Source organism: Pseudomonas fluorescens (assembly GCF_900636825.1).
Classification (GTDB): domain Bacteria; phylum Pseudomonadota; class Gammaproteobacteria; order Pseudomonadales; family Pseudomonadaceae; genus Aquipseudomonas; species Aquipseudomonas fluorescens_BG.
Genome location: NZ_LR134318.1, coordinates 4,483,759 through 4,510,005 on the forward strand (window position 1 = coordinate 4,483,759; position 26,247 = coordinate 4,510,005).

Sequence of the window (26,247 nt, forward strand, 5' to 3'; positions counted from 1 at the left end):
ACAGCGTGTTTATACGATAGAAACGGTCAATTGGACGGCTAACGCTGTCACTTGCGTGAAAACTCGACGAATGTCGCGATCACTTGCTCGATTTGCGCACGACTTACGTCCATGTGCGTGACCATGCGCAGACGCGCAGCGGCGCTCAACTTGATCCCGCGTTCGGCAGCAAAGGCCTTGAGCGCTTCGGCTTTGTCGCCCATTTGCACATAAACCATGTTGGTTTGCACGGGCTCGACGACGAAACCGCCTTCGCGCAGACCGTCGGCCAGCAACTGCGCATTGGCGTGATCGTCAGCCAGGCGCTCGACGTTGTGCTCCAGCGCATACAGGCCCGCCGCTGCCAGCAGCCCGGCCTGACGCATGCCGCCGCCAACCATTTTGCGCAATCGGCGCGCCTTGCCGATCAACTGTCCGGAGCCGCACAGCACCGAACCGACCGGGGCGCCAAGACCTTTGGACAGGCACACCGAGACCGAATCGAAGTGCTGGGTGATTTCCCGCGCATCTACGCCGAGCTTGACCGCCGCGTTGTAAAGACGCGCGCCATCGAGATGCAGTTGAAGGCCGTGGTCTTGAGTGAATTTGCGCGCCCGCGCCAGATACTCCAGCGGCAGCACCTTGCCCTGCATGGTGTTTTCCAGGGCCAGCAGGCGAGTCCGGGCGAAATGGAAGTCGTCAGGTTTAATCGCCGCCGCAACCTGATCCAGATCCAGCGAACCGTCCGCCTGCACTTCAAGCGGCTGCGGCTGAATCGAGCCCAGCACCGCCGCACCACCGCCCTCGTATTTGTAGGTGTGTGCCTGCTGACCCACGATGTATTCATCGCCACGCTCGCAATGCGCCATTAGCCCCAACAGATTGCTCATGGTGCCGGTCGGCACGAACAGCGCGGCGGCAAAACCCAGGCGCTTGGCCAGTTCAGCCTCAAGGCGATTGACCGTCGGGTCTTCGCCGTAGACATCGTCACCGGTGTCTGCCGCGGTCATTGCATCAAGCATGGCGGCAGTCGGTTGGGTGACGGTGTCGCTGCGAAGATCGATAACGCTCATGAGCCTGGCCTCTGGTAGTAGAGGGAACTTTTGTGAAGAGGGATTACTGCGGTCATGGCGCGGATTAATCAAGCCTTGAATAAGGAAAAATCACCGTCTCGCTGAAAAAGCGCCATCCCTGTGGGAGCGTACCTGCTCGCGAAAGCCGTTTCACATTCAACGCAGATGCCGACTGTTACTCCGCTTTCGCGAGCAGGCTCGCTCCCACGGGTTGTGTGCAAGGCTGGAAAATATGTTACAAACTTCCCGCCGCCCACCAGAGGGCGGCACAAACGTTCTCAGGGCGGGGTGTAATTCCCCACCGGCGGTAATTGCGCGCAATGCGTATAGCCCGCGAGCGCTTGGCGACGGACACGGCTTTTGTTGTGAACGGCGGCAAGGTCAGCAGACCCGGTGTGATTCCGGGGCCGACGGTCATAGTCCGGATGAAGAGAGAACGGGATTAACGCCAAAGGGCCGTCCGCGCGATGTTGTGCGTGTGCGCACCCTTGAATCCCTTTCGATTCATAACGCCCTGTTTTTCACACAAACAGGAGTCAGAACATGCAACCCACCGCTTTCGACAGCAAAACCAAACACCCTCATGGCGAGCGCGTTGCGTTCATCCAGGCCTGCTGGCACAAGGAAATCGTCGACCAGAGCCGCAAAGGGTTCATCGCCGAAATGCTTGCCCAGGGTTATCAGGAATCGGACATCGACGTCTTTGAAGTCGGCGGCGCCTTCGAAATGCCCCTGCACGCCAAGTTGCTGGCCAAGACCGGCCGGTATGCCGGCATCGTCGCGGCAGCTCTGGTCGTCGACGGGGGCATTTACCGTCACGAGTTCGTCGCGCAATCGGTGGTCAGCGGCCTTATGCAAGTGCAGCTGGAAACCGAAGTGCCGGTGTTCTCGGTGTCGCTGACGCCGCATCACTTCCATGCTGGCGAAGAACACCAGAAGTTCTTCTTCGAACACTTCGTGCACAAGGGTCAGGAAGCGGCGAAGACTTGCGCCGACACCCTGCGCAAAGTTCGCGCACTGCGTCGTACTGAGCCGCATGCTGTAGCGGTCTAAGCCCCGAACGATCGTTCCCACGCATCGCTCGGGAACGATCATCACCTGTAGGAGTTGTCGAGTGGAACGAGGCTGCGATCTTTTGATCTTTTAAAAAACAAGATCAAAAGATCGCAGCCTTCGGCAGCTCCTACAGGGTTTGGCCCCGCATCAAAGTTTGTGGACCATGCCTGCAGCTAAGTCAGGCGAGATTTTCGTCAGTGGCCGGAACGATCAGGATGCCGGCGCGCAGGCCGTTCTTGACCTTCGGATTAGGGAAGATGATTCGTGCGCCCTGCTCTTCAATGATCCAGCGGGTATTGGCCAGGTCTTCAGCCAGCACATAACCCGGTTCCAACTCCGAAAAGTTCTCGATATCCGTCGGCAAGTTCAGGCGGAACGCATCGCTGTGCTTGATGATTTCCCGGGCCACGCTGAACAACTGCAAGCCGTCCAGCTGCGCTTCAGCCATTGGCGGCTCGTTGCCTTCGATGATTTGCTGCAAGCGCGTTTCCAGCAGCGAGACGTTTACCCCGTCGTTCTCCCCGAACGGCCGCGCCTTGCCGAGTTCAAGGGTGAAAGCCTCGGCATCGAGCTTGTCGTAAGTGTACGAACTGAACACGATCGACGGTTTGTTCTGCAGCAACACCGCCTCCATACCGGCAGCGCGCAAACGCGCCAGCTCGGCACGGGAATGCTGACGGCCTTCCTTCCACGGGTACAGCGCGAACTGCTCGATTTTAGAACCGCGAATTGCCGTGTGCAGGTCGTAGTGCAGACGCTGACGGTCCGGCTTGCTGAAAAAACTCGCCGCCAGACGTTCCAGTTCACAGGCGCGCAGCGCCTCGAAACCGCTGCTTTGTTCATGCCGGCCGTTGAACAGCCGATTGACGTCCTGCTCGATAAAGCGCTCGCCCTTGCGAATCGCCTCCGGGTTGCCGAACAGGAACAGAATGCGTGCGCGCGGCTTCAGATCGCCGCGAGCGATGTCATGCAGCAGCCGGTCGAGCAACTCGATCGGCGCTGTTTCGTTGCCATGGATGCCTGCCGAAAGCAGCAGGTCCAGGCCATTGTCGCGCGCATCGGGGGGCCGCACTTCCAGCGCACCCTCGCTCAACCAGCGCATGCGCACGCCTTCGACAGTCAGTTGAGTCTTCTCCGCCGGTTCGCGGCCGGCGAGGGTCAGTTCAAGCAGTTTGCCGAGGGCGAGCATAGCGCGGTTTCCTTAATGGTCGTGGTTGCAATCCGGGCCGTGCACGTGGTCTTCGTCGTCGCCGACCTCGGCCGGTTCCATTTCCAGTTGCAGACTTACCAGATTAGTCGCCAATGGGCGCAGCAGCAGATTGGCGTATTCGGCGTCACCTTCTTCGACGTCCACGCCGATCAGCAACTGGCCGCGGCCATCCTGCTGAATCCACAGCTCTTTGCCTTGCCACATGACCGCGACGCGGGTGCAGGAAGTCTCCAGTTGCGTGCCGTCGGTGTCTTCAAGGATCAGCTGCAGGGAATCGCTCATGTTTTTACTCTCTTGGGGAGAAAGCCGCGCGCCACGTTCAGGCGACGCGCCGGCCATCAATTGATCTGAAATGGATAAACCGCGCCCAGTTTAAGGATTTGCGTCAGTTCATCCAGTGCCGTCCGGCATTCAAGCAGCAGTTGCGGATCCGCCAGATCGGTTTCGCTCAGGCGGTCGCGGTAGTGCTTTTCAACCCACGCGGTCAACGAACCGTACAACGGTGGCGTCATGATAACGCCTGGGTTGACGGCCGCCAGCTCGGTTTCATTCAGCGCGACACGCAAACGCAGGCACGCCGGGCCGCCGCCGTTCTGCATGCTTTGCTTGAGATCGAAGACTTTCACTTCGCGGATCAAACCGCCGGAGCTGGTCAGGCTTTGCAGGTACGCCCATACGCGTTCGTTGGCCTGGCACTCTTGCGGCACGATCAGCAGCATCGAACCATCAGCGCGGGAGAGCAATTGGCTGTTGAACAGGTAGGAACGCACCGCGTCATCGACGCTGACGGCCGAACGCGGTACGCACACCGACTGGAAGTTGCCGCCGACCCTGGCCAGTTTGGCTTGCAGCTCAGCCAATATCTGATCAGTCTCGAGGAACGCGTCCTCGTGATAGAACAGAACTTCACCGTTACCGACCGCGATCACGTCATTGTGGAACACGCCCTGATCGATCACGTTGGGATTCTGCTGTGCGTAAACCACGCCTTCGTCACGCAGACCGTGCAATCGCGCAACGGCTTGCGAGGCTTCGAGGGTCTGACGCGCAGGGTATTTCTGCGGCGCCGGGTAACGGTTGTCGAACGCACTGCGGCCGAACACGAAAAACTCGACGCCTGCTTCGCCATATTCACGGCAGAAACGCGTGTGGTTGGCCGCGCCTTCGTCGCCGAACTGCGCCACGGCCGGCAGAGCGGCGTGATGGGCGAAGTGCTGCTGATTGGCGAACATCGCGCCGAGCACGCGACTGGTGGTCGGGTGCTCGATGCTGCGGTGATATTTGCAATTCAAGTTAGCGGCGGTGAAATGCACGCGACCGTCGGCGGTGTCGGCACTCGGGCTGACCGTCGCGGCGTTGGCCACCCACATGCTCGACGCCGAGCAACTGGCGACCAGCAGCGGCATGGCTTCTTTGGCGGCGCGCTCGATCACTTGCGCGTCGCTGCCGGTGAAACCCAGACGGCGCAGCGCGGCCACATCCGGACGCTCCTGCGGCGCCAGCACGCCCTGCTGAAAGCCCATTTCCATCAGCGCTTTCATCTTCGCCAGGCCTTGCAGCGCCGCTTCCTTCGGATTCGAGGATTGCTGACTGTTGCTTTGGGACGCGACGTTGCCGTAGGACAGACCACCGTAGTTATGGGTCGGCCCCACTAGACCGTCAAAATTGACTTCAAAGGATTTCATCAGCGAGGCTCCACGAGAATCTGTTGTTATAGGCTTCAGTAACTATTCAGTGCGACCGCGGTGCGGCCATCGCTGGCGAGCCAGCTCCCACAGGATTGTTGGTGTTCACAGATTCTGTGGACGACTCGACCCCTGTGGGAGCTGGCTTGCCAGCGATTGGCATCACGCCATTTTCACGCCAGGCGTCAGGGCCGCAGGCAACACCAGGCTCGGTGTTTCCAGCGACGCCACCGGGTACGCGCAATAATCCGCCGCGTAGTAAGCGCTGGCGCGATGGTTACCCGAGGCACCGACGCCGCCGAACGGCGCGCTGCTCGCGGCACCGGTCAGTTGTTTGTTCCAGTTGACGATGCCGGCACGGCTTTCCAGCCAGAACTGCTGGTAACGCGCTTCGGAATCCGACAACAAACCCGCGGCCAGGCCATAAGCCGTGTTGTTGGCTTCGGTGATCGCGGCGCCAAAATCAGCGTAGCGAATCACTTGCAGCAACGGCCCGAACAGTTCTTCGTCCGGGCGCTCGGCCACTGCGGTTACGTCGACAATCCCCGGCGTCAGCAAAGCCGATTGCGACTGAGGCTGAGTCATTTCCAGCAGCGATACCGCACCGTTGGCCAACAGCTGCTCTTGGGCATCCATCAGTGCTTTCGCCGCGCCGAGGGAAATCACCGAGCCCATGAATGGCGCCGGTTGCTGATCGAAGGCACCAACCTCGATGGTCGAGCTGACTTCCACCAAACGCTTGAGCAGGCTGTCGCCCCACGCGCCTTGTGGCACCAGCAGACGACGAGCGCAGGTGCAGCGCTGGCCGGCAGAAATAAACGCCGACTGAATGATCGTGTAAACCGCCGCATCGAGATCAGCGACCTGATCGACCACCAGCGGATTGTTGCCACCCATTTCTAGCGCCAGAATCTTGTCCGGGCGCCCGGCGAACTGCTGATGCAGGTGATTGCCGGTGCGACTCGAACCGGTGAAGAACAGACCGTCGATGCCCGGATTCGCGGCAAGGGCGATGCCGGTTTCGCGAGCGCCCTGCAGCAGGTTCAAAACCCCGGCCGGGAGCCCCGCTTCGATCCAGCACTTGACCGTCAGCTCGGCGACTTTCGGGGTCAGCTCGCTGGGCTTGAACAGCACACTGTTGCCCGCCAGCAATGCCGGCACGATGTGGCCGTTGGGCAAATGGCCGGGGAAGTTATAGGGACCAAACACCGCAACCACACCGTGCGGCTTGTGGCGCAACACAGCGGTGGCGTCGCCCAGCGGGCCGCTCTTCTCGCCGGTACGCTCGCGGTAGCTCTGCACCGAAATGGCGATCTTGTTGACCATGCTGGTCACTTCGGTCGCCGATTCCCATAGCGGTTTACCGGTCTCTTCACCGATGGTGTGCGCGAGCTCATCAGCGTGGTTTTTCAGCGAGGCAGCGAAAGCTTCCAGCACGCTGATACGTTCTTCCAGCGAGCGCCGCGCCCAGCCCGGAAATGCCTGGCGAGCGGCTTGCACAGCCGATTCGACCTGAGCGGTGGTGGCGCCCTCCCCCGACCACAGCACTTGCTGGGTCACCGGGTTCAGCGATTGAAAAGCCTCGCCCTGACCGGCCAGCCACTCACCTGCGATGTATAGCGAATTCATTATTTCGACTCCCGAGCGGGGGACAACGCCACGGCGCGCACTTGATCGCCAGCGTTGAGTTGAAGACGTTTGGCAGTGTGCGGATCAACCACCAGCGTGCCAGCCGCGAGACGCGCCGGTGCTGCGGTGATGCGGCAGTCTTCGCGCTTGCGGTTATGGATGATGAACGGCGTCGCGTCATCGCCCGGCGTACCGACGGCCAACACCAGCGCTTCACTGTCACGGACGGCGCGGATCTTGCCGGTTTCGCATTCGATCGCCGGGCCTGCGTCGAAGATGTCGACGTAGCCTTGATAGCTGAAGCCTTCGCCCTTGAGCATCGACAGCGCCGGTTCGGTATCGGGATGAACCTGGCCGATCACGTTGCGTGCGTCGGGCGAGAGGAAGCAGGTGTACAGCGGGAATTTCGGCATCAGTTCAGCAATGAACGCTTTGTTGCCGACCCCGGTGAGGTAATCGGCCTGACTGAATTCCATCTTGAAGAAGTGCCGACCCAGGCTTTCCCAGAACGGCGAACGGCCGGCGTCATCGGAGACGCCGCGCATCTCGGCGATGATCTTGTTGCCGAACAATTCCGGGAATTCGGCGATGAACAACATCCGCGCCTTCGACAGCATGCGACCGTTCAGGCCGCTGCGGTAATCGGCGTGGAGGAACAGCGAGCACAGTTCGGAATTGCCGGTGAGGTCGTTAGCCAGAAACAGCGTCGGGATCTCGCGATAGATGTTCAATTCTTGCGACGCGCTGACGGTCAGGCCGACGCGGAAGTTGTACCAGGGCTCACGCATACCGACGGCGCCAGCAATGGCAGAAATCCCTACCACGCGACCGTCATCGTCTTCGAGCACGAACAGGTAGTCTGCATCACCACGGCCGGCTTCGCCGCGGAAAGTCTTCTCGGCCCAGCCGACCCGATGGGCCAGACGTTCTTCGTTGGCCGGCAATGTGGTCAGGCCGGTGCCGGTGCTGCGGGCCAGATCGATCAGCGCGGATAAATCGCTGCTGCGTACGGGACGAACAATCATGCTATCTCCTCAAACGGGCCGCTTGCGCCACCCGTGAAACTCGCTAAGGCGTTAAACCGCCACCAGGCGCACGCTGGCACCTTCACCGACGCCCAGGGCTTCGGCCGCTTCCAGATCCAGAGTTACCGGTTTGCCCGGCGCGTAATCGAGTTCCAGCAACACCGCGCGGTAATCCTGCAACTGCGCGTTGGCCACCAGATACTGACGCCCGGCACCTTTGACCGGCTCGCCGATCTTCACCGGCACCACGCGGCTCTGGGCGATCGAACGGATCCCTGAAACACGCGCATGCAAGGTCGGCCCACCGTCGAAAATATCGATGTAGTGATCGGTTTCGAAGCCTTCGCGCATCAGGATGTCGAAGGTGATCTGCGCGCGCGGGTGCACCTGGCCCATCGCCTCTTGCGCGGAGTCCGGCAGCAGCGGCACGTAGATCGGATAATGCGGCATCAGCTCGGCGAGGAACGTGCGGCTTTTCAGGCCGCACAGACGTTCGGCTTCGGCGTAGTTGAGGTCGAAGAAGTTGCGGCCGATGGCGTCCCAGAACGGCGAGTCGCCGTTTTCATCGCTGTAACCGACGATCTCGGTGACCACCGAATCGGCGAAACGCTCGGGGTGGCTGGCGACGAACAACAGACGACCACGGGAGTTGAGTTCGGACCATGGCGAACCGACCAGCTCGCGCTGGACGTAGAAACTGGTGAGCAAGCTGTTGCCGGTCAGATCGTGGCACTGCGAGAGCACGTGGATCTTGTTGTGGATCTTCAGCTCGCGGGAAGCGTGGACAAACGTCTCGTTGCGAAAGCTGTAGAACGGCTCCGAATAACCGGCCGAAGCGACGATCGCCGAGCAGCCGACCAGTTTGCCGGTGGCCGAGTCTTCGAGGACGAAGAAATAACTTTCCTCACCGTTGAAACTCACTTCGGCAGCGAACGACGCTTCGCTCGCGGCGATCTTGTCGCTCAGACGTTCCACGTCATCCGGCAAGGAAGTGACACCAATCGGACTGTCCGCAGCCAGACGCTGTACCTCGCCCAGATCAGCCATTTGCGCAGGGCGCATCACCAGCATGGTGTCACTCCTTTTCTCTTATCAATTCACAGAAGTAAAAATCCCGGGCTTTCCCTGATTCAACTCAGAGTCAACTGTGGGAGCTAGCCTGCTGGCGATGGCGTCCGTTCAGACAACATTGATGTTGGCTGTCAGGCCCTCATCGCTAGCAGGGCTAGCTCCCACATTTTTAATCCAGCCCGAAACAAAAAATTGGGTTCGACGCCTGAAAACCTCCAGGCGCCGACAGGTCCATCAGGCTTGCGTCAATTTCGCCGCTGCACGTTCGAAGCGGTCCAGACCGGCATCGATATCGGCGTCTTCCACCACCAGGCTTGGGGCGAAGCGGATCACGTCCGGGCCGGCTTGCAGAATCATCAGGCCTTCCTGCTCGGCGGCGTTGAAGATGTCTTTGGCCTTGCCTTTCCAGGCTTCGCTCAGCACGCAGCCGATCAGCAGACCGAGACCACGCACCTGAGTGAACAGGCCGTATTTCTCACCGATCTGTTGCAGGCGGGTTTTGAACTTGTCGTGCTTGGCATTCACGCCGCTCAACACTTCAGGGGTGTTGATCACATCGATCACTGCTTCAGCGACGGCGCAGGCCAGCGGGTTGCCGCCGTAAGTGGTGCCGTGGGTGCCGACGACCAGATGTTTGGCCAACGCTTCGGTGGTCAGCATCGCCGCGATCGGGAAACCGCCGCCCAGGCTTTTGGCGCTAGTGAGGATGTCCGGGGTCACGCCGTAATACTGGTAAGCGAACAGCTTGCCGCTGCGGCCCATGCCGGTCTGCACTTCGTCGAACACCAGCAGCGCGTTGTTCGCGTCGCACAGTTCGCGGGCACCTTGCAGATAAGCCAGCTCGGCTGGCAGCACGCCGCCCTCGCCCTGGATCGGTTCCAGCACCACCGCGCAGGTCTTATCGGAAACAGCGGCTTTCAGCGCCGCAAGGTCGTTGTAGGGAACGTGGGTGATACCAGTGATTTTCGGGCCGAAACCGTCGGAATACTTGGACTGACCACCGACGTTAACGGTGAACAACGTGCGGCCGTGGAAGCTGTTCAGCGCGGCAATGATTTCGTATTTCTCGCTACCGAAGCGATCGAACGCAACGCGACGGGCCAGCTTGAAGGCGGCCTCGTTGGCTTCAGCGCCCGAGTTGCAGAAGAACACGCGCTCGGCGAACGTGGCGTCGATCAACTTGTGCGCCAAACGCAGCGCCGGCTCGTTGGTGAACACATTGGAAACGTGCCACAGCTTGTTCGCCTGTTCGGTCAGTGCACCGACCAGCGCCGGGTGCGCGTGGCCCAATACGTTGACGGCAATCCCGCCGGCGAAGTCGATCAGCTCGCGGCCGGCCTGATCCCAGACCCGGGAACCGGCGCCACGCACCGGAATGAAAGCGGCAGGCGCGTAGTTGGGAACCATTACCTGGTCGAAATCGGCGCGTTGTACCGCAGCGTGCTCAACGGACATCGGAGTCTCCTGATGAGGGCCACCCGCCTGAAACTGGCGAGCGATGGGGGGATTGTAAGGACAGTTTTCTGCCCGGCCTTGTCGCCAAGCGACAACTTCTTATAGCGCAAACCCCGGATTTTCCCGGGTTTACGGCAATGCGACATATAGCGTCGCAAAGGCGCAGTTTAATCTGTGGCGGGCATTTATAGGCAGATCTGTGGCAAACCCACGCCCCCTGTAGGAGCTGCCGCAGGCTGCGATCTTTTGATTTGGGTTTCGAGATCAAAAGATCGTCCGAACGCGGCCCGAGCCTGCGGCAGCTCCTACAGAGGTGCGGGAGTCAACCGCGCTCGGGCGGCACTGATGACAATTCGAACGGGCTGCTGCTGCGACGCTGATTGCGATCTTCACGCGGCGTGGCGCCGAAGAAGTTGCGATAGGCGCTGGAGAAGTGCGGCCCCGACGAGAAGCCACAGGACAGACCGATCTGGATGATCGATTTGCTGGTCTGCATCAACATCTGCCGGGCCTTGTTCAGGCGCAGTTCCAGGTAGTACTGGCTCGGCACACGATTGAGATATTGCTTGAAGATCCGCTCCAGTTGCCGACGCGATACGCAGACGTGCTGAGCGATTTCGTCGGTGGTCAACGGTTCTTCAATGTTGGCCTCCATCAGCAACACCGCCTGGGTCAGCTTCGGATGACTGGAGCCGAGACGGTTCTGCAACGGGATGCGCTGACGCTCGCCGCCCTCTCGGATACGCTCGACCACCAATTCTTCCGAGACCGCGCCGGCCAGTTCCGCGCCGTGATCGCGTGCCAGCACCGCCAGCAACAGGTCGAGAACAGACATACCGCCACATGCCGTCAGTCGATCCCGATCCCAGTCGAACAGATGACTGGTGGCGATGACTTTCGGGAAGCGCTCGGCGAAATCGTCCTGCCAGCGCCAGTGCACGGCAGCGCGATAGCCGTCGAGCAATCCGAGGTGCGCCAGCGGATACACGCCCGCCGAAAGACCACCGATGACCGTACCGGCGCGCACCAGTTGTTTCAGTGCGCTGCTGAGGGCAGGCGCCAAAGTGGTCGGCGGCTCGTCGGCGAGCAAAAACAGTTTCTGGAAGTTTTCCAGCTTCCCGGCCCAAGCCTCACCGGGCAATTGCCAGGCACCTTCGACTTGCGGCTCAGCCTGCAGAAACGTCAGCTCGTAAACCACGTCCGGGTGCACACGCTGAGCAACACGCAAGGCTTCCTCCGCCAGCGCAAGCGTCAACGCTTTAGTGCTGGGCCAAATCAGGAAACCAATTCGATGGGCAGTCATGGGCGGGCAATCCGAAACGAACAAGGGTGATGAAGGCAAGGGCCAATGCTAGCCCGGAAATGAACACATATCCTGAAACCGACGCAGGTCCCTGTAGGAGCTGCCGAAGGCTGCGATCTTTTGATCTTCAAAAACAAGATCAAAAGATCGCAGCCTCGTTGCACTCGTCAGCTCCTACAGGGGATTTTGTCAGCTCCCGAAGCTGCGAAGCATGCACTATCGAAGTGCACAACGGCAGCCCTGATTTATTTCAGGCTGCCCGAGAGGAACTGCTGCAAGCGCTCCGACTGCGGGTTGACCAGCACTTCGCGCGGGTTACCGCTTTCTTCGACAACGCCTTTGTGCAAGAACACCAGTTGATTCGACACTTCACGGGCGAAGCCCATTTCGTGCGTCACCACGACCATGGTGCGACCTTCCTGCGCCAGCGCCTGCATGACTTTCAGCACGTCGCCGACCAGTTCCGGGTCGAGGGCCGAAGTCGGTTCGTCGAACAGCATCACCTCAGGTTCCATCGCCAACGCACGGGCGATCGCCACACGCTGTTGCTCGCCGCCGGACATGTGCCCAGGGAATGCATCTTTGCGATGAGCCACGCCGACTTTGTTCAAGTAGTGCTCGGCTTTCTCGCGAGCTTCGGCTTTGGGCACGCCGAGTACGTGCACCGGCGCTTCGATGATGTTTTCCAGCGCAGTCATGTGCGACCACAGGTTGAAATGCTGGAACACCATCGACAGGCGCGAACGCATGCGCTGCAGCTGCTTCGGATCGGCGGCTTTCAGCGCGCCGTCCTTGTTGGCAACCAGTTTCAGCTCTTCGTTATTGAGCAGAATCTTGCCGGCATGCGGCTGCTCGAGCAGGTTGATGCAACGCAGGAAAGTACTTTTGCCGGAGCCACTGGAGCCGATGATGCTGATCACATCGCCGGCGGCCGCTTTCAGGGACACACCCTTGAGCACTTCGTGACTGCCATAGCGTTTATGCAGGTCTTGGACTTCAAGTTTGTACATGCGGTCGGTTCTCACAAAAACAGTCAGTCAGTCGTTGAGCAAGCGCCCGTGACGCAGCGCTTCGCGCCCCGCCACCTTGGCCAGCCAGAAACCGGGTTGGGCATAGCGCAGCCGTTCAATGGCAAACAGCACCCCGTACCAGCACACACCGTGCTGACCCGATCGGACAGAGGATCAATCACTTCAAAAATCTCGTCGCCCGCCTCGACCCACTCGCCGGGCTTGCGCAGGAAGCTCACCACACCGGGGTGCGGCGCAAACAACAATTCGGTGCCTTCGAAGGGCATGCCTTCGCACGCTTCATGCGTCGGGTTCGGCCACTCGCCGGTGATCAGCCCCTGCTCGGCAAGGAACGCCAGAATGCCTTCAGCGTAAGCCTCGGCTTCGCCGCGGCCGGTGTCGGCCTGCCCACCCAGCTCGATGGTCGTCGCCAGGCATGCCAGCGGAATCTGCGCATCGGGGAACTGCCGCGACAGGCGCAGCCACGGCAACGAGCACGCTTCGTCGAACGAGCTGCCGCCGGAATCTTCCGCGAGCAGGCCGACCTTGACGTTCAGATGTGCCGACAGCGAACGCCACTGCGGCCAGTGCTGCGGCAATGCATACATGTGCAGCGCGGCTTCGGCATCGCAATGCAGATCCAGCACGACATCGGCAGTGCAGGCATGGCTGAGCAACACCCGTTGCATGCCTTGCAACTGGCTGCTGGCTGCTGGCAACGCGGCCAAATGATCGGCCATGGCCTGACGAATCAGGCGCACATTGGCGTGCGGATCATCACCGAGCTTGTCGCCCAGCGCTGCCGCGACCGGGGCGCTGAGCTCAACGAAGTCGCGGTTGAAATTCTTGCCGCTGCCCGCTTCGAAACGGCCCTGGAAATTGCCTTGCAGCAATTGCCCCAACCCCAATGGATTGGCCACCGGCACCAGCTCGATCACGCCGTTGAGCAAGCCTTGGGTTTCGAGTTCGCCGAGACGTTTTTTCAGCTCCCAGGCGGTACGCATGCCCGGCAATTCGTCGGCGTGCAGGCTGGCCTGAATGTAGGCCTTGCGCTCGCCGCTACCAAAACGAAAAACCGAAACCTTGCGCTCGCTGCCCAGATGGCTCCACGGCAATACGTGGTCGATGCGTTCCATATCAGTGCTTCCGTGGCGCGAGGTAGCTCAACCAGCGACGCTCGGCCAGTTTGAACAGCTTGACCAGAATGAAAGTCAGGCACAGGTAGAACACGCCAGCGGTGATATACGCCTCGAACGGCAGATAGAACTGCGCGTTGACGGTGCGCGCGGCGCCAGTGATATCGATCAAGGTGACGATGGACGCCAGACTGGTGGTCTGCAGCATCATGATCACTTCGTTGCTGTACTGCGGCAGCGCCCGGCGCAGGGCCGACGGCAGCAAAATGCGCTTGTACAGTTTGAAGCGCGACATGCCCATGGCCTTGGCCGCTTCGATCTCACCGTTCGGCGTAGCCTTGAGGCTGCCGGCGATGATTTCGGCGGTGTAGGCGCTGGTGTTGACCGCAAAGGCCAGGCAGGCGCAGAAGGTTGCGCTCGACAGCCACGGCCAGAGGAAGCTTTCGCGCACCGCTTCGAATTGCGCCAGACCGTAGTAGATCAGGAACAACTGAACCAGCATCGGCGTGCCGCGAATCACGTAGGTGTATAGCCACGCGGCGCCGTTGACGATCGGGTTCTTCGAGACGCGCATCAGCCCCAGCGGCAGCGCCGCCAGCAAGCCGAAAAACAGCGACAGCGCGAGCAGTTTGAGGGTGGTCAGCAGGCCGCCGAAGTACAGCGGCAAGGCCTCCCAAATGACGTTGTAGTCGAAGATCATAGATCAGCCGCCCTTACGCCTACCGAGTAGCGCTTCTCAAGGTGACGCAATGCCAGCAACGAAACGCTGGTGATCACCAGGTACATCGCCGCCACTGCGAGGAAGAAGGTGAAAGGCTCGCGGGTGGCATCTGCCGCCTGCTTGGCCTTGAACATCATGTCTTGCAGCCCGACCACGGAAATCAGCGCGGTCGCCTTGGTGAGCACCAGCCAGTTGTTGGTGAAGCCCGGAATCGCCAGGCGAATCATCTGCGGCACCATCACCCGGAAGAACACCTGAAAACTGCTCATGCCATATGCCATGCCCGCTTCGGCCTGGCCTTTGGGGATCGCCATGAACGCGCCACGGAACGTTTCCGACAGGTATGCACCGAAGATGAAACCGAGGGTGCCGATACCGGCGGCCAGCGGGTTCAGGTCGATGTAGTCGTCATAGCCGAGCATCGGCGCAACGCGGTTGAGCAGGTCCTGACCGCCGTAGAAGATCAGCAGGATCAGCACCAGATCGGGAATACCGCGAATCACCGTGGAATACAGATCGCCCAGCCAGGCCAGCCAGCGCACCGGCGACAGGCGCAATGCAACACCGATCAGCCCGAGAACGATGGCCAGAGCCATGGACGACAAGGCGAGCTGAAGCGTCAGCCATGCGCCATCGAGGATGACAGCCCCGTAGCCTTTCAACATGATTCAGGTCCTCGAAAGTTGGGATGAAAAAATGGCGCAAACCGCAGAGATCCTGTTGCTTGCGCCATTTCGGACTTGTCGCAGAGACGTCTTACTTGCCGTAGATGTCGAAGGCGAAGTACTTGTCCTGGATTGCCTTGTATTTGCCGTTTTCGCGGATGGCCGCGATGGCGGTGTTGATCTTGTCTTTCAGGGCATCGCCCTTGCGCACCGCGATGCCTACGCCGTCGCCGAAGTATTTGACGTCGGTGAATGCCGGGCCAACGAACGCGAAGCCTTTGCCGGCGTCGGTTTTCAGGAAACCGTCATCGAGCAGGGTTGCGTCAGCCACGGTGCCGTCGAGACGACCGGCGGCCACGTCGAGGTAGATTTCGTTCTGCGAGCCGTATGGCTTGATCTCGGCGCCCAGTGGAGCCAGCACTTCGCGAGCGAAACGCTCGTGGATCGAACCGCGCTGTACGCCGATGTTTTTGCCTTTCAGTTCAGCCAGACCTTCGCTGACCTGAGTACCGGCCTTCATTACCAGACGTGCCGGAGTGTTGTAGTACTTGTTGGTGAAGTCGACCGACTTCTTGCGGTCTTCGGTGATCGACATCGAAGAGAGGATCGCGTCGATCTTGCGCACTTTCAGCGCTGGGATCAGGCCGTCGAACTCTTGCTCGACCCACACGCACTTGACCTTCATTTCTTCACACAGCGCGTTGCCGATGTCGTAGTCGAAACCGACGATGCTGCCGTCCGGTGCTTTCGAGGCGAACGGAGGGTAAGCCGCTTCGATGCCGATCTTCACAGGTTTTTCGTCAGCGACGGCATTCAGCGACAGCACGGACAGTGCCATGGCGCCAAGCAGCACAAGTTTCTTCATCTTGGGACTCCATCGGTAAAGGGCAAAAACGGCAGAGTGAGCGACAGCCCAATATGCGAATGGGTGGATCGGAAATCGGTTGCTGCATCCGTGGGATTTTTCCTGTTGAAACCGGTACAGATTTCAACGTCGGCCACGATGAGCGAGTGATCGGCATTCTAACGAGAGGCCCGAAGTCGATATTTCTTCAATGCGACAACTAATTACAGATGCACTGAGAAAGCGACTTGAGCACATTGACAGCCTTGCAATTTCATGCAAGCGAGAAAGCGAGTAAACCGATCTATGCTGCAAATTGCGGGCCTATTATTCGCAAACCCTTCTAATCCGGCAAGTACAGCGTTATGTCTTATTTTTCAGCGGGGCTTATGAGGCTCTAAAACGGGGCATCGCGTTTCCCATCGCCCCGGTTTGGCGAGGGCGGTTACACATTGGGTCGTGGCGGGTAACAGCGGGAAAGGACTTACGGGGGAGATCGATAATTATTGGTTGAGTGCTGATCGTTCCCACGCTCTTACGCTCCGCTTGGGACGATCGGATCAAAAGATCGCAGCCTTCGGCAGCTCCTACATTGCTCGTGTCTGCCGCGTATTTCGCGGATCAACAGTGAACCTGCAGGAGCTGCCGAAGGCTGCGATCCCTTGATCTTGCTCCACAAAAAAGCCCCGCCCGGCAGACACCGGACGGGGCTTTCTTCTTTTCAGACCTGCTACTTAAGCAACATTCATCGTCTTGTGCGTATCAATCAAATGCTGCACCACACCCGGATCCGCCAGCGTCGAGATGTCGCCCAGCCCGTCGTATTCCGCCGTGGCGATCTTGCGCAGAATGCGCCGCATGATCTTGCCCGAACGAGTTTTCGGCAGCCCCGGCGCCCACTGGATCACGTCCGGCGAAGCAATCGGGCCGATCTCCTTGCGCACCCAGTTTTTCAACTCCAGACGCAATTGCTCGGTTGGCTCCTCGCCATTCTTCAAGGTCACATAGACATAAATGCCCTGCCCCTTGATGTCATGCGGCACGCCCACCACCGCAGCTTCGGCAACCTTCGGATGTGCAACCATCGCGCTTTCGATCTCGGCGGTGCCCATGCGGTGGCCGGAAACGTTGAGCACGTCATCCACACGCCCGGTGATCCAGTAGTAACCATCGGCATCACGACGCGCGCCGTCACCGGTGAAGTACATGCCACGGAAGGTCTTGAAGTAGGTATCGACGAAACGATCGTGATCGCCGTACAGCGTACGCGCCTGGCCTGGCCACGAATCCAGAATCACCAGATTGCCTTCGGCCTCGCCCTCGATGATGTTGCCGAGGTTGTCGACCAGCGCCGGCACCACACCAAAGAACGGACGCGCCGCCGAACCCGGCTTCAGCGCGTGAGCGCCCGGCAGCGGACTCATCATGTTGCCGCCCGTTTCGGTCTGCCACCAGGTATCAACGATCGGGCAACGCGACTTGCCGACATTCTTGTAGTACCAGTCCCAGGCTTCCGGGTTGATCGGCTCACCGACCGAACCGAGCAGACGCAGGCTGCTGCCATCGGCGCCTTCCACGGCAGCCTGACCCGAAGCCATCATCGCGCGGATCGCGGTCGGCGCGGTGTAGAGGATGTTGACCTTGTGCTTGTCGATGATCTTCGCCACCCGAGTGATGTCCGGGTAGTTCGGCACACCTTCGAACAGCACGGTGGTCGCGCCGTTGGCCAGTGGGCCGTAGACAATGTAACTGTGGCCGGTGACCCAGCCGACATCGGCCGTGCACCAGTAGATTTCGCCCGGACGGTAGTCGAACACGCGCTCGTGGGTCATCGCCGCATACAGCAGATAACCGCCAGTGGTGTGCTGGACGCCCTTCGGCTTGCCGGTTGAGCCCGAGGTATAAAGGATGAACAGCGCTTCTTCGGCGCCCATTTCTTTCGGCGCGCAAACAGTGCCCGCGACTTTCATCAGGTCTTCGTACCAGATGTCGCGATGCTGGTTCCACTTGATGTCGCCACCGGTGCGCTTGCAGACGATGACTTTCTGGATGCTGCTGGTTTCCGGGTTGGTCAGGGCGTCGTCGACGTTAGCCTTAAGGGAAATCTTTTTGCCGGCGCGAATACCCTCGTCAGCGGTGATCACCACTTTCGATTTGCAGTCGATGATGCGACCGGCCAGGGCCTCTGGCGAGAAACCGCCGAACACTACCGAGTGAATCGCGCCGATCCGGGTGCAGGCCAGCATGGCGACCACGGCTTCGGGGATCATCGGCATGTAAATGGTCACTACATCGCCACGGTGCACGTCCTGACCGCGCAGGGCGTTGGCCAGTTTGCACACTTGCTCGTGCAGTTCGCGGTAGGTGATGTTGCGGCTCTCGGAAGGATCGTCACCTTCCCAAATGATTGCGACTTGATCGCCGCGCTCGGCCAGATGACGGTCGAGGCAGTTGTAGGAAACGTTCAGGGTGCCGTCGGCAAACCACTTGATGTCGACATGGTGATCGTCGAAGGAAGTCTGTTTCACCGTGGTGAAAGGCTTGATCCAGTCGAGACGCTGAGCTTGCTCGCGCCAGAAACCGTCAGGATTGACGACCGACTGCTGGTACATGGCTTTGTAGGTCGCCTCGTCAGTCAGCGTATTGGCCAGAACCTCGGGACGAACGGGATACAGAGAAGCCGCACTCATCTTTCCTACCTCGGTGTAATAGTTGTTTTTGTATGACCCCGTTGTAGCCGGGTGGGCCCCATAGAACCATTCGACGATGGTAGTAACAAGCCCCTACAAAACATGTCGATACCGAGCCTTATCCCCCCAACCCCAAGCGCCACGCACCGTGTAGGAGCTGCCGAAGGCTGCGATCTTTTGATCCTGCACCTAAAGATCAAAGTCAAAAGATCGCAGCCTTCGGCAGCTCCTACAGGGGTTATTTCGGGGATTGTTACCAAATATGCCAAAAGTGTTTATCAAAACCCCCTCTGTTTACCGCTACCCCAGCGCCCTAAAATTCACCTCGCCAACACGGCAAACGCGATTAACAACGTTACAGCCCCCACGAAGGCCGTTAATCCAGCTCCAAACAACGATCCAAATCCAAAGCTCCACACGCAACCCTAAAAAGGTTGCGTGACCCCACTCGACCTCAAAAAGGTAAATTAGAAATGAAAGCTTTATTGGTTCTGGCCCTCAGCAGTCTGTGCGCAACCGCCATGGCAAACGAGGGTCCGACTGATGTCGCACAGCAACAACCGGTTATCGAGGAATACACTTACTCCACACACTTGGACATCGCCAAAGTTGTATCGATGAGCGAAATTCCAAATGTCTGCGAAGTAGTACCGGCGAAAATGGAATACGACGACTCCAAAGGCCAACGCCACATCCTGCGCTACAGCATCATGGGCAACGGCTGCACTAACTGAATCAGACTGCACCGAATCGGATCGCTCAGCGCAACATTGAGGGTCGATTCCAGCCCGACCTCGGTCGGGCTCAGTTGTGTCTGTGGACGTGAAAAGGGCTTGCAAAACACTAGATATAGTGAAAAACCCGCTTTTCTGGCTATTTTTTAAACAGAAAGTCACTTGCCAAAAATTTAACGAAAAAAAATCTGCCGGGCTCGAATCAGCGCAAAGCCCTGTAATCCCTCGGTCGGACCGAAATCCACCCCCTCCTCGGCCTCGCCATGAGCCGATTCGCCGCACCACGCCGGTAAAAATTTCCCTATAATGCCGCCCTATACGGGTCAGCAATATTCCCTTACAGGGAGCAAAAGCCATTCTGAAGCCCCGCAACAGTGCCCGACGCTGATTGCGCCCATCAGAGGCTCTCGGAACCCGTCAAAATTTCTGTTTATTTGCCTGCGTGCAGCGCTGCAAAAAACGACATCCAACGCGGCTTGTTTCGCCGTGTGAAAAACCAACCATCAGTTTTCACACGGGCGACAGGCCCTCACGCAGGAGACGATACGTCATGCTGAGCTGGGACGAATTCGATAAAGAAGACAGTGAAGTCGCAACCGTGAAAGGCGCCAACGCCGGCCACGCAAGCGAAGCCAACATGGACCGCCTCGACAACGCCGGCGGCGCCGCAGCGCTGGAAGCCCGCGCCGTGACCGCCGACGACTCGGCCGCCGTGGCCCGCGCCAAGGCTGCACTGAACTCCCTCGACGTCGCCGAAGGCCTCGCCGAACTCGAAGGCGCCTCCGCCCGTGTCGCCGTTGACGAAAAGCGCATGATCAACTGCCGCGCCGACCTCAACCAACTGGTGCCATTCAAGTACGACTGGGCCTGGCAAAAGTATCTGGACGGCTGCGCAAACCACTGGATGCCGCAAGAAGTCAACATGACCGCCGACATCGCCCTCTGGAGAAACCCGGAAGGCCTGACCGACGACGAGCGCCGCATCGTCATGCGCAACCTCGGCTTCTTCTCCACCGCCGACTCCCTGGTTGCCAACAACCTGGTACTGGCCGTGTACCGCCTGATCACCAACCCGGAGTGCCGCCAGTACATCCTGCGCCAGGCCTTCGAAGAAGCGATCCACACCCACGCCTACCAGTACTGCATCGAATCGCTGGCCATGGATGAAGGCGAAATCTTCAACATGTACCACGAGATCCCATCGGTCGCGAAAAAAGCAGCCTGGGGCCTGAAGTACACCCGCTCGATCTCCGATCCGAAGTTCGAAACCGGCACCCCGGAAACCGACAAAGAGTTGCTGCGCAACCTGATCGCCTACTACTGCGTTCTGGAAGGCATCTTCTTCTACTGCGGCTTCACCCAAATCCTCTCCATGGGCCGCCGCAACAAAATGACCGGCGTCGCCGAGCAGTTCCAATACATCCTGCGCGACGAATCCATGCACCTGAACTTCGGCATCGACGTGATCAACCAGATCAAAATCGAAAACCCACACCTGTGGGATGCCGAAATGAAGGAAGAAGCGACCCAGATGATCCTGCAGGGCACGCAGCTGGAGATCGAATACGCACGCGACACCATGCCTCGCGGGGTGTTGGGTATGAATGCGGCGATGATGGAGGACTATCTGAAGTTCATCGCTAACCGTCGTTTGTCGCAGATTGGTTTGAAAGAAGAGTATCCGGGGACTACGAATCCGTTCCCTTGGATGAGCGAGATTATGGACTTGAAGAAAGAGAAGAATTTCTTTGAGACTCGCGTGATTGAGTATCAGACTGGTGGTGCGTTGAGCTGGGATTGACAGTGGCGTAACGCCATGCAATAAGAGTCTACCTTACATGGTTGTTAGGGTAGCTAAAAAGGCCCTGCTCATGCAGGGCTTTTTTTTAGCTAAGGAACTGGCATGAACGAGTCCGTGCATAACCCTGACCAATACATGTTTGGCTTTCGCCAGATCATAACCAATGGCAAGAAAAAAATTGGGATACTCCTCGGCGCTGGAGCTCCTGTGAGCATTAATGTAGGAAAAGATGCATGGGAGCCGCTGATCCCAAACGTTGTAGGTCTAACAAAAGCTATCAAATCAGATTTATCCCCCGAAGACTTGAAAGTCTTCGAAGAAATCGAATCATCGATAGAAGACAAAAACTTTGAGAAAGTCCTCTCAAAAATTAGAGCGCTCGCTGATGTTATAGGGACTTCTAAAGTATATGGCTACGACAGCAATGACCTTACAAGCCTGACTGACAACATATGCAATTCTATTAGAAAAGTGGTTGATCGAGAGCTACCCTGCAGTCCAACACCTTATTGCGAACTAGTTTCCTGGGTTAACGGCATTAATAGAAAGCACGGCATAGAGGTTTTTACTACAAATTACGACCTGCTTTTAGAGCAGGCGCTAGAGCGAGTTAAAACTCCTTATTTTGATGGATTTAGCGGCTCCAGAAATGCATTTTTTGATCCATCTAGCATATCAAGAAATGATCTTCCACCAAGATGGGTGAGAGTATGGAAACTGCATGGCTCAATCGGCTGGGAAATTGGACCGAGCAATGAGGTAATTAGGTTACCTCACTCGCAAAACACCAGCATGGTCTATCCCTCACATATCAAGTACGATCAGACTCAAGCGGCTCCATTTTCCTCGCTTTTTGAAAGGTTTAAAAACTTCCTGTTGGAGCCAGACACGCTTTTGATTTGTTCTGGTTTTTCTTTTGCTGACGCACATATATCTTCCAAAATAATAGAAAGCTTGATCGCCAATCCATCAGCAGCATTATTTGCCTTCCAATATAACAAATTATCCGACGAACCATATGCACGCGAAATTGCCTTGAAATGCCCTAATGCAAGCATCTTCTGTAGGGACGGTGCGATAATTAATGGAGTGGAGGCAAAATGGCGAACAGGAATATTACCAGCCAAAAACTGGGAATCAATTAGAGAAGAATATTACATAGACGAAAAGTTCCTGCTTGGCGACTTCAAAACACTGACACGCTTTTTGGCAACTGCCGGTGGGGAATTCGGAGTTAAATTTGACGATATACCGCTAGAGAGCCTAAGCCAAGTACTCGATCTTTTTCCTCCTCAAAGAATTGAGGAAGATAACCAAAATGCGTAGCCCAACACTTTTAGGCAGTATAAGCTCAGTATCTAGCTCTTCCTTAGCGGTTGAACTTGCCGACAGTATGAGTTCTGGAATAACTATACTGGAAGGTAAAAACTACAGAATTGGACAAGTAGGAAGCTTCGTAAAAATTCCGCTTGGATACAATCAGCTGTTTGGTGTGATTTCCGAATCCAATGAGTCCTCAAGTTTAGAAAATGACCAAAAATTTCTCAGCCAAAGGCGCTGGATACGGGTGGAGTTGATTGGAGAAATCATAGGTGGTGAATTTGACAGGGGTATCAGCGAGTACCCTAGCATCGGCGATGATGTGCATATTGTTGTCGATAGTGACTTACTAAAGGTCTTTGGAAAATCAGATAAAAGTCAATTTAGAATCGGAAAGCTTTCAAGCTCTGACGGCATCGATGTCAGTATTGATCTAGACAAACTGGTATCTAGGCATTCCGCCATACTAGGCTCTACCGGCTCCGGAAAGTCTACAAGCACTGCCTCAATTTTAAGGTCACTCGTACTACATGACGATCTAATAAAACTCCCATCATCCAGGGTACTATTGATTGACATTCACGGCGAATATGCCTCCGCACTAGGAGACATCGCTAAAGTTTTTTCGGTAACTCCAGAAAGCGAGAATAAACTTTTTATTCCGTACTGGTGCATTTCCCCCGAAAGCCTTATCGACTTCTTATGCGGAAATTTAAATGAATCCGCCAAGACTCAATACCTAGACAAAACTATTGAGGAAAAAAAGCTTTCACTTACCACAAACAAAATCAAAGGGATTGATCCAGAAAAAATAACTGGCTTCACTCCCTTGCCGTACAGAATAAAAAAAATCTGGTACGACCTTTATCACGACGACACTGTAAATTGGAATGATGACGCGCAAACAGATCCAGCTTATACATCGAAAGGTGACTTTGATACTTTAGTATCACCGAAATTCACACCGCCAGGTGCCGGAAGAAGCCCGCCACAGAAAGGTGGACCCGGAGTGATCAAAAAACAGCTCGAGTTGATGAAGTCTAGACTGCTTGATTCTCAATACTCATTCCTTCTAAACCCAGGTCCTTGGAATCCAGACAAAGATGGAGCAATTCAGAAAGACTTAGATCAGCTTTTAGCTGAATGGCTAGGGCACGACAAACCAATAACAATTCTAGATTTATCTGGAATGCCATCCACGCGACTAAGCCTACTTCTTGGTTCAATTTTAGATATCTTATTCGAGTCAGCACTATGGGGAAGAAACCTTTCTTCCGGCATGAAAAATCGTCCCCTACTCGTAGTACTTGAAGAAGCACACAGATACCTTTCGAAATCCGAGAACGGATTGGCGAAACATATGGTTCAAAGAATTGCTAAGGAAGGGAGAAAGTTTGGCATAGGCGCTATGATTGTAAGCCAAAGACCATCAGAAATAGATGAAACAATTTTATCGCAATGCGGAACGATCATCGCCCTTCGAATTAACAACTCAACAGATAGAGGAATTGTAAAATCTGCGATGTCAGAGGGACTTGCAGGAATAATCGACTCTCTCCCTGTTCTCAGAACAGGCGAAGCCGTAATAGTTGGAGAGGCTGCAAAACTTCCAACACGATGCAGAATAAGCATATTACCTCCCGACAAATATCCAAACAGTAAAGATCCAGATGTATCAAAAAACTGGTCTACTGAACGAAAACAGGAAAATTATGAAATATTAGTATCGGCCTGGCGAAACCAGGAAACGCTAAAGGAGAAAACGTAAATGGAAAGAACACCCGTTAGCTCAAGCAATATTGCCAGCGTGGGTTATGACGCAGGCACCTCAACCCTACAAGTCGAGTTCAACAATGGGACAATATATGATTATTACGATGTTCCAGAACATACTTATACAGATTTAATTGATGCTAGCTCTGCAGGCTCATTCTTTCACGCAAACATTAGAAACACATACAGTTTCCAGCAAGTTTGACATCCACCAAAACATACGTTCGCATATCTGCGGACGTATTCAAAACTCTGTCTTGACCAAATACTTGTGAAGCAATAGTCTTCAAAAAGGTGCCTAAGAAACACCTCACACAGCGGACTCACCGCACCCGACAGTCGCGGCTTTTTTGTGCCTACGGTTTCCCCGTGCGCATCAAAAAACTCTGTTATGCCGGGAGTGGGCGAATACAAGACCCGAAAGGGAAATATGTCCGGCCCTCTGTGTGGGGTTTCTTAGCTCCCGGCACCCAGCCTTAAGAAAGCTGACATCACACAGAGGTAAATGGATATGCCTAAAAATATCTCCTTCGGCACGAAGGAAATCTGCTTCAGCCTCAACATCATCTGCATGCTTCCAGCACTGGAGGCCTGCCATGTCTGAACCTCACAGTTCGACGGTCTTCACTCTGCACAAACTCTCTCTCCATGCCCTCCTCCTTGAAGGCCAGCCATGGTTTTGCGCACGCGATATTGGTCGCTTGATGGGCGTCCATCTCAGTGATCGGATGGTCAGCAAACTGGACAAGGATCAACATCGTTTTCTGTGGATTGAGTATCACCGGCAACCTGAGAAGCAACTGATGCTCAGTGAGTCCGGCGTGTATGCGCTGTTGGTGTATCACTACGTCCCAGGGAATCGACTATTGCGCGAGTGGCTGACCCATCAAGTGGTTCCAGCCTTACGCGATGCTGCGTCCTCGGAAAATCCGGATCTACCTATGCTTAGTTTTTTGAAATGGCCTGAGATGTCTGTGAGTCTGTTGCATTGGCAGAATGAGAATTGGATTCGGCTGCGGGACATGCCCTATCTGTTGAGCGATCAAATACCGCGAAAAGCTACCGCGACGAAGCCTTGGTGGCGGAGGGTCGCTCAGGCGCTTCAGTCGTCCAAGCATTCGATGGGTTGAGCGATACGCTTGTAGGATTACATGCGAGATCCGTCGCTATTTTTTGTAGGAATTTTCGTAGACAGCAGTAATGGCCACTCAGTATCGTCCGAGGGTTTCCAACCCTCGGCGACTGTATGGACACGGAAAAAAACAATAGCGATTGGACTGACGTAGAGATTCAGGCGGCGGTCGATGCCTATCTCCGGATGTGGTCGTGTGAACAGAAAGAACAGGCATACAACAAGGCATACGAGAATCGCGGACTTCGCCAGGGTGTACTGGCTGACCGAACCAAGAGCTCTATCGAATTTCGGATGCAGAACATTTCTTCTGTCATGGTCGAGTTGGGCCATAAACCTATCAAGGGTTACAAACCTGCCAAGAATGTCGGCGCTAATGTCGCTCGTAGCATTCGTACAGCTCTCGATGCTTCCAGCGTTGTTACTCCTGAGGACTCTGATCCCACAGCGGACGAAGAAAAGCTAGAACAGCGGGCGGCCAAATTTGTGCGGCAACCGTTTCTATACATACCAAAAGGGATAAAAAATCCTGCTTGGACCGAATCCACTAAAAAGGTTTACTTTCGTGATCCCGAGCTGAGGGGCTGGGTTCGTCAGCAGGCCAATGGAAGGTGCGAAGGCTGTGGCAAAGCGGCACCATTTAAAAAAGATGGGAAGCCGTTTCTAGAAGTACATCACGTTAAGCATATGTCGCAAGAGGGTTCTGACCTTCCTTCGAATGTTGTGGCGTTGTGTCCCAACTGTCACCAACGTTGCCATCATTCGGACGACAGAGCGGAATTCACTGCTTGGCTTTATGACAACGTTGAAAGACTAGAAAAGGAATAATTGCCCGTTGCCTTGCTAACCGCATTTGCGGGTTTGGGGCAGCTTCGCAGCCCAGCGGGAGCAAGCTCCCTCGCCGCCGTTTTTGTGTGCTGCTGAACAACGCTTAC

General features: G+C 56.6%; 22 protein-coding genes, 1 pseudogene and 1 riboswitch. Of the genes and pseudogenes, 8 read left to right on the top strand and 15 right to left on the bottom strand.

Features of this window, described 5'->3' with window-relative positions:
- Positions 1 to 47: 47 nt before the first annotated feature.
- The gene (ltaE, locus tag EL257_RS20350) at positions 48 to 1,052 is read right to left on the bottom strand and encodes a low-specificity L-threonine aldolase (RefSeq protein WP_126365630.1); all 1,005 of its coding nucleotides are present in this window, start codon (positions 1,050 to 1,052) and stop codon (positions 48 to 50) included.
- A 270-nt stretch (positions 1,053 to 1,322) separates the two neighbouring features.
- Positions 1,323 to 1,494, top strand: a riboswitch (FMN riboswitch).
- Positions 1,495 to 1,595: 101 nt separating this feature from the next.
- Between ltaE and EL257_RS20355 the strand changes: the two genes are divergently transcribed.
- Positions 1,596 to 2,105, top strand: a complete 510-nt coding sequence (locus EL257_RS20355; RefSeq protein ID WP_126365632.1) for a 6,7-dimethyl-8-ribityllumazine synthase — start codon at positions 1,596 to 1,598, stop codon at positions 2,103 to 2,105.
- A 181-nt stretch (positions 2,106 to 2,286) separates the two neighbouring features.
- Here the strand turns inward: EL257_RS20355 and astE are convergent, their stop codons facing one another.
- The 14 genes and pseudogenes from astE to acs all read right to left on the bottom strand — a co-directional run bounded on the left by astE (position 2,287) and on the right by acs (position 18,552).
- Positions 2,287 to 3,297 (bottom strand): succinylglutamate desuccinylase, encoded by a 1,011-nt coding sequence (astE, locus tag EL257_RS20360; RefSeq protein WP_126365634.1) that lies wholly within the window; start codon positions 3,295 to 3,297, stop codon positions 2,287 to 2,289.
- A gap of 12 nt (positions 3,298 to 3,309) precedes the next feature.
- On the bottom strand, positions 3,310 to 3,600 hold the full coding sequence (locus EL257_RS20365; protein ID WP_126365636.1) for a topoisomerase II: 291 nt from the start codon (positions 3,598 to 3,600) through the stop codon (positions 3,310 to 3,312).
- A 56-nt stretch (positions 3,601 to 3,656) separates the two neighbouring features.
- A complete protein-coding gene (gene astB, locus EL257_RS20370) occupies positions 3,657 to 5,003 on the bottom strand; it encodes an N-succinylarginine dihydrolase (RefSeq protein WP_126365638.1) in 1,347 nt (448 codons plus the stop codon).
- Between the two features lie 162 nt (positions 5,004 to 5,165).
- Positions 5,166 to 6,635, bottom strand: coding sequence for a succinylglutamate-semialdehyde dehydrogenase (gene astD / locus EL257_RS20375; protein WP_172604567.1), 1,470 nt, complete (start codon positions 6,633 to 6,635; stop codon positions 5,166 to 5,168).
- Positions 6,632 to 7,657, bottom strand: a complete 1,026-nt coding sequence (gene astA, locus EL257_RS20380) for an arginine N-succinyltransferase (protein WP_126365642.1) — start codon at positions 7,655 to 7,657, stop codon at positions 6,632 to 6,634. The genes astD and astA overlap by 4 nt, the downstream gene beginning before the upstream one ends.
- A 51-nt stretch (positions 7,658 to 7,708) precedes the next feature.
- The gene (gene aruF, locus EL257_RS20385) at positions 7,709 to 8,728 is read right to left on the bottom strand and encodes an arginine/ornithine succinyltransferase subunit alpha (protein ID WP_016983955.1); all 1,020 of its coding nucleotides are present in this window, start codon (positions 8,726 to 8,728) and stop codon (positions 7,709 to 7,711) included.
- A 234-nt stretch (positions 8,729 to 8,962) separates the two neighbouring features.
- Positions 8,963 to 10,183: an aspartate aminotransferase family protein gene (locus tag EL257_RS20390; RefSeq protein WP_126365644.1), complete on the bottom strand. Its 1,221-nt coding sequence runs from the start codon at positions 10,181 to 10,183 to the stop codon at positions 8,963 to 8,965.
- 322 nt (positions 10,184 to 10,505) lie between these two features.
- Complete coding sequence (gene argR, locus EL257_RS20395) at positions 10,506 to 11,486, bottom strand: transcriptional regulator ArgR (RefSeq protein ID WP_126365646.1); 981 nt, start codon at positions 11,484 to 11,486, stop codon at positions 10,506 to 10,508.
- A gap of 245 nt (positions 11,487 to 11,731) precedes the next feature.
- Positions 11,732 to 12,496, bottom strand: a complete 765-nt coding sequence (locus EL257_RS20400; RefSeq protein ID WP_126365648.1) for an ABC transporter ATP-binding protein — start codon at positions 12,494 to 12,496, stop codon at positions 11,732 to 11,734.
- A gap of 27 nt (positions 12,497 to 12,523) precedes the next feature.
- Positions 12,524 to 13,632: pseudogene (locus EL257_RS20405) on the bottom strand (M14 family metallopeptidase).
- Between the two features lies 1 nt (position 13,633).
- Positions 13,634 to 14,332 (bottom strand): ABC transporter permease, encoded by a 699-nt coding sequence (locus EL257_RS20410; RefSeq protein WP_101155916.1) that lies wholly within the window; start codon positions 14,330 to 14,332, stop codon positions 13,634 to 13,636.
- A complete protein-coding gene (locus tag EL257_RS20415; protein WP_016773583.1) occupies positions 14,329 to 15,018 on the bottom strand; it encodes an ABC transporter permease in 690 nt (229 codons plus the stop codon). The genes EL257_RS20410 and EL257_RS20415 overlap by 4 nt, the downstream gene beginning before the upstream one ends.
- Positions 15,019 to 15,109: 91 nt before the next feature.
- Entirely contained in the window at positions 15,110 to 15,883 is a 774-nt protein-coding gene (locus tag EL257_RS20420; RefSeq protein WP_101155914.1) for an ABC transporter substrate-binding protein, read from the bottom strand.
- Positions 15,884 to 16,596: 713 nt separating this feature from the next.
- Entirely contained in the window at positions 16,597 to 18,552 is a 1,956-nt protein-coding gene (gene acs, locus EL257_RS20425; protein WP_101155912.1) for an acetate--CoA ligase, read from the bottom strand.
- 473 nt (positions 18,553 to 19,025) lie between these two features.
- On the opposite strand from acs, the gene EL257_RS20435 reads away from it, so the two are divergent.
- The 7 genes from EL257_RS20435 (at position 19,026) to EL257_RS20465 (ending at position 26,140) form a co-directional block, all read left to right on the top strand.
- A complete protein-coding gene (locus EL257_RS20435; RefSeq protein WP_042607210.1) occupies positions 19,026 to 19,286 on the top strand; it encodes a DUF2790 domain-containing protein in 261 nt (86 codons plus the stop codon).
- A gap of 550 nt (positions 19,287 to 19,836) precedes the next feature.
- Positions 19,837 to 21,087 carry a ribonucleotide-diphosphate reductase subunit beta gene (locus EL257_RS20440; protein WP_126365650.1) on the top strand — a complete coding sequence of 417 codons (1,251 nt, stop codon included), beginning with the start codon at positions 19,837 to 19,839 and terminating at the stop codon, positions 21,085 to 21,087.
- A 102-nt stretch (positions 21,088 to 21,189) separates the two neighbouring features.
- Positions 21,190 to 22,413, top strand: a complete 1,224-nt coding sequence (locus EL257_RS20445) for an SIR2 family protein (protein ID WP_126365652.1) — start codon at positions 21,190 to 21,192, stop codon at positions 22,411 to 22,413.
- Positions 22,406 to 24,175, top strand: a complete 1,770-nt coding sequence (locus tag EL257_RS20450; protein WP_126365654.1) for an ATP-binding protein — start codon at positions 22,406 to 22,408, stop codon at positions 24,173 to 24,175. The genes EL257_RS20445 and EL257_RS20450 overlap by 8 nt, the downstream gene beginning before the upstream one ends.
- Positions 24,176 to 24,385, top strand: a complete 210-nt coding sequence (locus tag EL257_RS20455; protein ID WP_126365656.1) for a KTSC domain-containing protein — start codon at positions 24,176 to 24,178, stop codon at positions 24,383 to 24,385.
- A gap of 391 nt (positions 24,386 to 24,776) precedes the next feature.
- A complete protein-coding gene (locus EL257_RS20460) occupies positions 24,777 to 25,310 on the top strand; it encodes a Bro-N domain-containing protein (RefSeq protein WP_126365658.1) in 534 nt (177 codons plus the stop codon).
- Between the two features lie 116 nt (positions 25,311 to 25,426).
- Positions 25,427 to 26,140 (top strand): HNH endonuclease, encoded by a 714-nt coding sequence (locus tag EL257_RS20465; protein WP_126365660.1) that lies wholly within the window; start codon positions 25,427 to 25,429, stop codon positions 26,138 to 26,140.
- Positions 26,141 to 26,247 lie beyond the last annotated feature (107 nt).

Coding starts and splice junctions, on each gene's coding strand:
- ltaE (WP_126365630.1), bottom strand. CDS start 1,052: ATGAGCGTTATCGATCTTCGCAGCGACACCGTCACCCAACCGACTGCC.
- EL257_RS20355 (WP_126365632.1), top strand. CDS start 1,596: ATGCAACCCACCGCTTTCGACAGCAAAACCAAACACCCTCATGGCGAG.
- astE (WP_126365634.1), bottom strand. CDS start 3,297: ATGCTCGCCCTCGGCAAACTGCTTGAACTGACCCTCGCCGGCCGCGAA.
- EL257_RS20365 (WP_126365636.1), bottom strand. CDS start 3,600: ATGAGCGATTCCCTGCAGCTGATCCTTGAAGACACCGACGGCACGCAA.
- astB (WP_126365638.1), bottom strand. CDS start 5,003: ATGAAATCCTTTGAAGTCAATTTTGACGGTCTAGTGGGGCCGACCCAT.
- astA (WP_126365642.1), bottom strand. CDS start 7,657: ATGATTGTTCGTCCCGTACGCAGCAGCGATTTATCCGCGCTGATCGAT.
- aruF (WP_016983955.1), bottom strand. CDS start 8,728: ATGCTGGTGATGCGCCCTGCGCAAATGGCTGATCTGGGCGAGGTACAG.
- EL257_RS20390 (WP_126365644.1), bottom strand. CDS start 10,183: ATGTCCGTTGAGCACGCTGCGGTACAACGCGCCGATTTCGACCAGGTA.
- argR (WP_126365646.1), bottom strand. CDS start 11,486: ATGACTGCCCATCGAATTGGTTTCCTGATTTGGCCCAGCACTAAAGCG.
- EL257_RS20400 (WP_126365648.1), bottom strand. CDS start 12,496: ATGTACAAACTTGAAGTCCAAGACCTGCATAAACGCTATGGCAGTCAC.
- EL257_RS20410 (WP_101155916.1), bottom strand. CDS start 14,332: ATGATCTTCGACTACAACGTCATTTGGGAGGCCTTGCCGCTGTACTTC.
- EL257_RS20415 (WP_016773583.1), bottom strand. CDS start 15,018: ATGTTGAAAGGCTACGGGGCTGTCATCCTCGATGGCGCATGGCTGACG.
- EL257_RS20420 (WP_101155914.1), bottom strand. CDS start 15,883: ATGAAGAAACTTGTGCTGCTTGGCGCCATGGCACTGTCCGTGCTGTCG.
- acs (WP_101155912.1), bottom strand. CDS start 18,552: ATGAGTGCGGCTTCTCTGTATCCCGTTCGTCCCGAGGTTCTGGCCAAT.
- EL257_RS20435 (WP_042607210.1), top strand. CDS start 19,026: ATGAAAGCTTTATTGGTTCTGGCCCTCAGCAGTCTGTGCGCAACCGCC.
- EL257_RS20440 (WP_126365650.1), top strand. CDS start 19,837: ATGCTGAGCTGGGACGAATTCGATAAAGAAGACAGTGAAGTCGCAACC.
- EL257_RS20445 (WP_126365652.1), top strand. CDS start 21,190: ATGAACGAGTCCGTGCATAACCCTGACCAATACATGTTTGGCTTTCGC.
- EL257_RS20450 (WP_126365654.1), top strand. CDS start 22,406: ATGCGTAGCCCAACACTTTTAGGCAGTATAAGCTCAGTATCTAGCTCT.
- EL257_RS20455 (WP_126365656.1), top strand. CDS start 24,176: ATGGAAAGAACACCCGTTAGCTCAAGCAATATTGCCAGCGTGGGTTAT.
- EL257_RS20460 (WP_126365658.1), top strand. CDS start 24,777: ATGTCTGAACCTCACAGTTCGACGGTCTTCACTCTGCACAAACTCTCT.
- EL257_RS20465 (WP_126365660.1), top strand. CDS start 25,427: ATGGACACGGAAAAAAACAATAGCGATTGGACTGACGTAGAGATTCAG.